A 7,413-nucleotide genomic window follows, 5' to 3' on the forward strand; every position below is an offset into this window, starting at 1 on the left:
CGCGGTGACGACCTGCACCTCCACCCGCCCCGGCTCCACATCCACCGGCACCGGCACGGTCAGCACGGTGTCGGTCGGGTTGCTGAAGCCCCCGGTGCCGGAAATCTCATCCGTGCAGGTCACGCTGCATGTCGGTATTCGTGGAGGATGCCGCCGAGTCGATCGTGTCTGAGGATGTTGAGGCGGGCTAACGTGTCCGGGTCGTGGATCGGTGGGGGCAAGGGGTGTAGCGGTCTGGCGTTGGCGATGCCTTGGTGTGGTCGGTGTCCGTTGTGGAACTGCTCGAACTCGCGTAGGGAGTGGAGGAGGTGTCGCTGGTTCCAGATCAACGTCCGGTCCAGGAGCTCGTGTCGACAGGTCTGTATCCACCTCTCCGTGATCGAGTTCATCCTCGGCATCTGGATGCCGCTGAGGACGACGTCGATCCCTGCGTCCTTGAGGATGGCATCGAAGAGGGCGGGGAACTTCCCGTCCCGGTCCCGGATCATGAACCGTGCCCGGCAGCCGAGGTCTTCGAGGTCCATGACGAGGCTCTTTCCCGCTTGGGCTACCCAGGAGGCGATCGGATGCGCGGTGGCGCCCAGGATCCGGATCCGGCGACTGCCGTGTTCGATCACCACGAGCACGTGCATCCGCATCCCCGACAGGGTGACTGTTTCCATGAAATCGCAGGCCAGCAGGGCATCAGCCTGGGAGCGAAGGAAGGTGGCCCAGGTACTGGAGTTCCGCTCGGGCGCAGGATCGATGCCGGCCTCCTTCAGGATTTCCCAGACCCCAGTACGAGGAGCTCGCCGTGCAGGCGCCGGTAGCCCCAGCTCGGGTTCTCCTTCGCCAGCCGCAGCACCAGGGTGCGGACGGAGCGCACTGTGCGTGGTCGTCGCGGGCGTTTGGGCCTGCAGGCGGCGGCATGGCGGCGCGCGACGAGGCTGCGGTGCCAACGCAGCACCGTGTCGGGGCGTACGAGCAGCCGTAATCTTCGCAGGACGTGCAGGGGCAGCCGGTGCAGCAGCGCTGCCAGGAATGCCCGATCACTGGGCATGAACCGGATCTTGTCCTTGCCGAGTTGGCGTTCCAGCACGGTGTTCTGGTGGCGCAGGGCGAGGATCTCTGCGTCCTTGTCCCGGTCGGTCATCGGCAGCAGGCGGAGCATCGCGAACGCGTGTGTCACACCCAGGTAAGCCAGTCGCAGCAGCACGATCGATCATCATGACGTGCTGACGGCAGCTGCGCGAGAGCGCCGGCTCAGACAACCGCGGCCAGATTTCGGGAAGCCCGATGCACCGGCCCCTACCAGGGCGGATGAGGTTTCTGGCAAGGGCAATGTCCCGTGGCAGCCGGTGCAGCAGTGCGGCCAGGATCGCCCGGTCGCCCGGAGTGAACCGCAGCCTCTCCTTGCCGAGTTGCCGCTCCAGCACCATGAGCTGGTGGCGCAGGACGAGGATCTCCGTGTCCTTGTCGCGGTCGCTCATCGGCAGCAGGCGAAGCATGGCGAACGCGTGAGTTACAGCCAGGTAGCCCAGTCGCAGCAGCACGGCGGACCATCATTCCGCGGCGATCGATACCCGCGCGAGAGCGCGTCCCAACCGATCGCCATAGAAGCCCGAACACCCCCGCTCACTGCCTCCCACCAGGACGTACGGATTTTCGGCAAGCGCAGCCCGGCCCGCAGGCTGCTGATGTTTTCCAGAACAGGCCCCCGGTCGTCTCCCGCCGGGAGTGGCTGGCCGTAATCGGCACCCTGCGCGCCCGGGAGAAGGCGCACACCCGGGAGGGCGACGCCATCGCCGCCGCACGGCGGCGGCTGCCCATGACCGAGGTGGACCCCTCGACCCCGCTCGTGGGCAGCGATGGCGACATCCCCTTGATCGACGTCTTCGAGGGCCGTACCCAGCTGTTCGTGTCGTATCACATGTGGCACGACGGTCGTTCCGCCGCCGACCAGTGCGAGGGCTGCACGTTCTTCACCGGCCAGGTCCGCGAACTGTCCTATCTGCACCAGCGTGACGTCAGCTTTGCCGTCTGGGCTTCTGTGGGGGTTCTGCGCGCGACTGGCCTGAGTCGCCGTCATCTTCTCAGCTCAGAGGGTAGTTGCACTCACCGTAGCGACTGCAACACATGTGGTGCAAGTGGCCGGGCCGTGCCTCTCGGCTGTGAAGCGTGGCGGGCGGCAGGTCAGCGCCATCATGCGCTTGGTACGTAGTGGCTTAGGAGGTTGTTCATCGGGTAGGAGGGCTTTCGCGTCGCCCATGGGCGGAGACGGGTGCGGGACGCGGGGAGACCGCTTGAGACGCCTTGCTTTTGATACGCGTGGAGCGTCGAGTGGTTCGTGACGGGCTTGGCTGAGCGGTTGGTGCCGCCCCCTCGGCCTACCGCAACCCGCAACAGCTACTGCCAGCGCCACCCGACGGCCGACCCGATCACGCTCGAGGACGGCCAGCGGGTCCGGCTGGCCTTCGTCGGCAACACGCAGATATGGCATCCGGCGCATCTGCACGGCCGCACGTGCCAGCTCGGGAACGTCAACCCCCGCAAGGGCACCGCGATCGTGCTGCCGAAGAAGAAACTGTTCGTACCCTTGGACGCGGACAACCCCGGCCAGCGGATGCTGCACTGCCACAACGCCTACCGTGGTGAGGCCGGGATAATGGCGCTGGTGGTCTACCAGGCCTGATCCTCGACACCTCTGATGCTGGAGGACAGGAAGCGTCCGCCAGCATCAGCGAGCGTGTGCTCGGCGCACCGACGCGGCTCCAGGCGCCCCCGCGGGCGCTGCGACCACTCCACTCCTCCGTGATGTTGTCTGCTGCATCAAAGTTGGACGTGTGGGGCCGTGGCAAGCGCTTGGCCCGCGTTGTGGATCGGTCCGATTCCGGCCAGGTGCCAGGTGCCAGGTGCCAGGAGCCGGGAAGCGTGGCTCGGCGGTGGGCCGCTCGAAGATGGGAGCCCGCGGGCGACTCGCCCGTAAAGGGGAAATAGCGGGGAAGCACACTGATTTGGGTACCGTCGTTCTCATGCTCTGGGGTGTGGTGAGGGAGCCGGGGAAGTGCGGCTCGTCGACGGGGTTGCTCGTGGGCTTGGCGTTGTTCGCTGCGGCTCATGTGCTCGTCTGCATACTTCACGCCCCCGGTGGCCACCGCGGTCCGGTGTCCGTCCAGGAGTTCGGCGCGGTCGGACAGTCCGCGGACCGCTGGGGTGGAATCCAGCCTTCTGATCACCGTGTCTCGGGCGGTGACGGCGGCTGCTGTGAATCCATGGCGCACCCCTGCGATGGTCCGGCCCGCGTCGAGTCACTGTTTCCGTGGACGCTGCTGCTCGGGCTCCCCGTCCTGGGAACGGCGGGCCTGAACGCCTGCTGCGCCCCCGCTTGTTCGGCGATCCTCCCGGCGCGGGCATCCCCTCCGCGCGGCGGCGCCAATGTGCTCCGGGTGGCCTGCATCAGTCGTATGTGACCGATTCCGTTTGCCGCTCGGGCAGGTTGGCGCGATGTTTCTGGGGTGTTTCTCGGGCACTCACGCAATAGTGTTAAGGTCACGGCGTGATTACGGCTTGGTCGCCCTCCGTTATGTCGCGGTCCTGTCCCTCGGGGCGCCCGCTGCGTCTGCTGTGGGTGGCCGCGCTTCTGTTCGGGCTGGTGTACGCGCATGGCGTGAGCCCGGAGGGCGTGACGAGGCACCTCTCCTCCATCGCGGCGGGCCCGGGGGTTTCCGTGGGCCAGGGCGGTGCTGCCACGACGACATCCGCCGCTGCTCAGAAGACTTCTGACGGTGGGCTCGCGACGCGGGACCACCACGACGGCCACCACGGCTCTCCCCATCCGGCACACGAGTGTCTGCTCGCTCAGCCTCAGCACGGTTCCGGAGTGGTGGCGCCCTGCCCGGCGCCGCTCGGCCGGGAGTCGGCTCTCCTGGTCACGCCGTTCGAGGCGACCGGCCGGGCACCGACCTCCTGGGCCAGGTGCCCGTTCCACGACTCCGCCGCCTGCGCGGTCCTGCGGATCTAGACTCTGCCGTACCGTCGGCCCGCCTGCGTATGCCGCGCATGCGCCGCCCCGGTCCGGCGCCTTCGGCTCACGGCTCCCCGACTTCCGATGGCGCGCCGCTCAAAGGCGCTGATCCGGGCAAGTCCGGGCGCCGCCACCCCCCATGCCCACTTCTGCTCACTGCCCATGCCCTCCCGTAGGGCGGGGTCGGTGTGCCATGCGGAGGAACTGTTGCCGTTCCACTCCCACGTCCGCCATGCCCTTTTACCGGGCTCGTCGTGGTATCGCGGTGTCATCGCGCTCCTGCTGTGCGGGTTGCTGCTGGCCCCTCTCGACTGCCTCGGCCCGCACAAGGAGTCGGCCGATCCGCGCGCCACGGCGCAGACCACCTCCGGGTCGCCCGCGGCGGCGTCCCCCGGGGACTCGGATGTCCCTGAGGCGGCGCACAGCGCCGAATCCTGTGCCCCCCTCGGTCTCACCGGCCTGTCCACGCCGCGGCCACCGGTGCCGTCCCGCGATCTGACGCCGATTGCCGGTGTGTTCCCGGCACCGACCAGGGCGGCCGTCCGCGCGGCGATACGGCCCCAGGAGGAACGGGGCAGCCGAGCGCGGTCCGGGATCTCCAGACTCGCCGTCGTCTGCCGGTGGCGCATTTAGGCCGTACCCGCCACCGACGTCCCGCGGCCGCACGCGAGCGGGCTCCCGGATCGGGAAGCCCGCCGCGGCCACGGTCGTGACGCGGTCAAAGACGACCCGACACTTTTCACGCTCTGCGGAGAAAACACGAAGATGCAATCCTCTACCACCACCGACACCGGTTCGCTCACCGCCAGGTCCGCCCTTTCAGGGCTGGTCGGCAACACACCCCTGCTGCGGGTGTCCGAGCCCCTCGCCCCGGCCGGTCGCGGCTTCTGGGCCAAGCTGGAGGGCTTCAACCCCGGCGGCATCAAGGACCGCCCCGGGCTGCACATGGTCGAACGGGCCCGGGCCCGCGGCGAACTGCGGCCCGGCGGCCGGATCATCGAGTCCACCAGCGGCACTCTCGGACTGGGACTCGCCCTGGCCGGCATGGTCTACGGCCACCCGGTCACCCTGGTCACCGACCCCGGCCTGGAGCTGTCCATGACCCGGCTGCTGACCGCGTACGGCGCCCAGGTCAATGTCGTCTCCGAACCCCACCCCACCGGCGGCTGGCAGCAGGCCCGCCGCGACCGCGTCCAGCGCCTGCGGGACCAGCACCCCGGCTCATGGTGCCCGGACCAGTACAACAACCCCGACAACGTCGCCGCCTACACACCGCTCGCGCTGGAACTGGCCTCCGAACTCGGCCACATCGACACGCTGGTGTGCAGCGTCGGCACTGGTGGCCACTCCGCCGGCGTCTCCCGGGTTCTGCGCCAGCTCTACCCCGAGCTGAAGGTCATCGGGGTCGACACCACCGGCTCGACGATCTTCGGCCAGCCCGCCAGGCCCCGCCTGATGCGCGGACTGGGATCCAGCATCTACCCCCGCAATGTGGCCTACGACGAGTTCTCCGAAGTGCACTGGGTGGCCCCGGCGGAGGCGGTGTGGACCTGCCGTCAGCTGGCCGCGTCCCACTACGCCACCGGCGGATGGAGCGTCGGAGCGGTCGCTCTGGTGGCCGGCTGGCTCGCCCGGACCAGCCCCGTGGACAGCCGCATCGTGGCGATCTTCCCCGACGGCCCCCAGCGCTACCTGGGGACGGTCTACGACGACGACTACTGCGCCGCTCACGGCCTGCTCGACTCACCCCCGGCACCCGAACCGGAGGTGATCGGCAGCCTCGACGAGAAGGAGGCGACCCGCTGGACCCGGTGCACCACCGTGGTCGACCCCCTCTCCCGCGACGCCGCCACCGAAGACGCCACCGAAGACGCCACCGAGGACGCCGACGAGGAGGAGGGCCGGTGAAGTCGCTGCTCACGCAGGTGCGTTCCTACGAGCGCAGCGTTCAGCTGTTGATGGTGAACCAGTTCACCATCAACCTGGGCTTCTACATGCTCATGCCCTACCTGGCCGCCCACCTGTCCGGCACTCTCGGACTCGCCGGCTGGCTGGTCGGGCTCATCCTGGGCGTGCGCAACTTCAGCCAGCAGGGCATGTTCCTGGTCGGCGGCACCCTGGCCGACCGGTTCGGCTACAAGCCACTGATCGTCGCCGGATGCGTGCTGCGCACCGCCGGATTCGCGGCCCTCGGACTTGTGGACTCCCTGCCCGCGCTGCTCGCCGCCTCGGCGGCCACCGGGCTTGCCGGAGCGCTGTTCAACCCCGCCGTACGGGCGTACCTCGCCGCGGACGCGGGGGAGCGCCGGGTGGAGGCGTTCGCGCTGTTCAACGTCTTCTACCAGGCCGGAATCCTGCTCGGCCCGCTGGTGGGCATGGTGCTGACCGGCATCGACTTCCGCGTCACCTGTCTTGTGGCCGCCGCGGTCTTCGCCGTACTCAGTGTCGTCCAGATCCGCGCGCTGCCGCCCCGCCGGGCCGACGACGCCCGTGACGGCCGGGACGCTGCGCGCGGGAGCGTGTTGTCGCAGTGGCGGGACGTGGTGGCCAACCGGCCCTTCCTGCTCTTTTCCGCCGCCATGATCGGCTCGTACGTCCTGTCGTTCCAGGTCTACCTGGCCCTGCCGCTCGAGGTGCGCCGCCTCGGCGGCCAGGGCGAGGCCGGGGCCGCGGCGGTGGCGCTGCTGTTCGCCGTCTCGGGCCTCGCCACCATCCTCGGGCAGACGAAGGTCACGGCCTGGTGCAAGGCGCGGATGGCGCCGGGCCGGGCGCTGGCCTGGGGGCTGCTCACCATGGGCGTGGCGTTCGTGCCGCTGCTGCTGGCGAGTGCCGTGCCCGAACCGGAGGGTGGCGCGGGCCGCTGGCTGCTCGCGGCCGTTCCGCCCGCCCTCTCGGCGCTGTTGCTCGCCCTGGGGACGATGATCGCCTACCCGTTCGAGATGGACACCATCGTCCGTCTCTCGGGTGACCGGCTCGTCGCCACCCACTACGGGCTGTACAACACCATCTGCGGGGTCGGCATCACCCTCGGCAACCTCCTCACCGGTGCCGCGCTGGACGCCGCCCGCGCGGCCGGGATGTCCGCGCTGCCGTGGTGCGCCCTGCTCGCACTGGGCCTGGCCTGCGCCGCCGCGCTGTACAGGTTGGACCGCACCGGCCGACTTGCGGCGGTGTCCGCTCCCCAGGCACAACCCGCGGCGGCCTGACGGGGCCGCAGAAGGGAAAGGGCGGCGGACGGTCCCTGGCACCGTCCGCCGCCCCCAGGCCGGGCCCTGGGAACAGCCGTACGAGTACGCCCGCGCCGCCCATGGCGAATGCCCCCTGGGGGTGTCTTCGCGGCGGCCATGTCGCACATGGCCGCCGCGAGCACCTCGCCCCGCTGGCGGCCCCGGGCGCGGGCGTCGACAGAG

General features: G+C 69.6%; 6 protein-coding genes and 1 pseudogene. 6 read left to right on the plus strand and 1 reads right to left on the minus strand.

Annotated elements, in window-relative coordinates:
• Positions 1-119: 119 nt before the first annotated feature.
• A pseudogene (locus ACWDSL_RS50525) lies at positions 120-1,195 on the minus strand (integrase).
• A gap of 363 nt (positions 1,196-1,558) precedes the next feature.
• Here ACWDSL_RS50525 and ACWDSL_RS50530 point away from each other — a divergent pair.
• The 6 genes from ACWDSL_RS50530 (at position 1,559) to ACWDSL_RS50555 (ending at position 7,209) form a co-directional block, all read left to right on the plus strand.
• Positions 1,559-2,200: a DUF899 family protein gene (locus ACWDSL_RS50530; RefSeq protein ID WP_450496167.1), complete on the plus strand. Its 642-nt coding sequence runs from the start codon at positions 1,559-1,561 to the stop codon at positions 2,198-2,200.
• A gap of 126 nt (positions 2,201-2,326) precedes the next feature.
• On the plus strand, positions 2,327-2,671 hold the full coding sequence (locus ACWDSL_RS50535; RefSeq protein ID WP_450496157.1) for a multicopper oxidase domain-containing protein: 345 nt from the start codon (positions 2,327-2,329) through the stop codon (positions 2,669-2,671).
• A gap of 936 nt (positions 2,672-3,607) precedes the next feature.
• Positions 3,608-4,000, plus strand: a complete 393-nt coding sequence (locus ACWDSL_RS50540) for a hypothetical protein (RefSeq protein WP_450496159.1) — start codon at positions 3,608-3,610, stop codon at positions 3,998-4,000.
• A gap of 165 nt (positions 4,001-4,165) precedes the next feature.
• Complete coding sequence (locus tag ACWDSL_RS50545; protein WP_450496161.1) at positions 4,166-4,636, plus strand: hypothetical protein; 471 nt, start codon at positions 4,166-4,168, stop codon at positions 4,634-4,636.
• 132 nt (positions 4,637-4,768) lie between these two features.
• Positions 4,769-5,911, plus strand: a complete 1,143-nt coding sequence (locus ACWDSL_RS50550; protein WP_450496163.1) for a PLP-dependent cysteine synthase family protein — start codon at positions 4,769-4,771, stop codon at positions 5,909-5,911.
• On the plus strand, positions 5,908-7,209 hold the full coding sequence (locus tag ACWDSL_RS50555) for an MFS transporter (protein ID WP_450496165.1): 1,302 nt from the start codon (positions 5,908-5,910) through the stop codon (positions 7,207-7,209). The genes ACWDSL_RS50550 and ACWDSL_RS50555 overlap by 4 nt, the downstream gene beginning before the upstream one ends.
• Positions 7,210-7,413 lie beyond the last annotated feature (204 nt).

The organism is Streptomyces sp. NPDC000941, assembly GCF_053599555.1.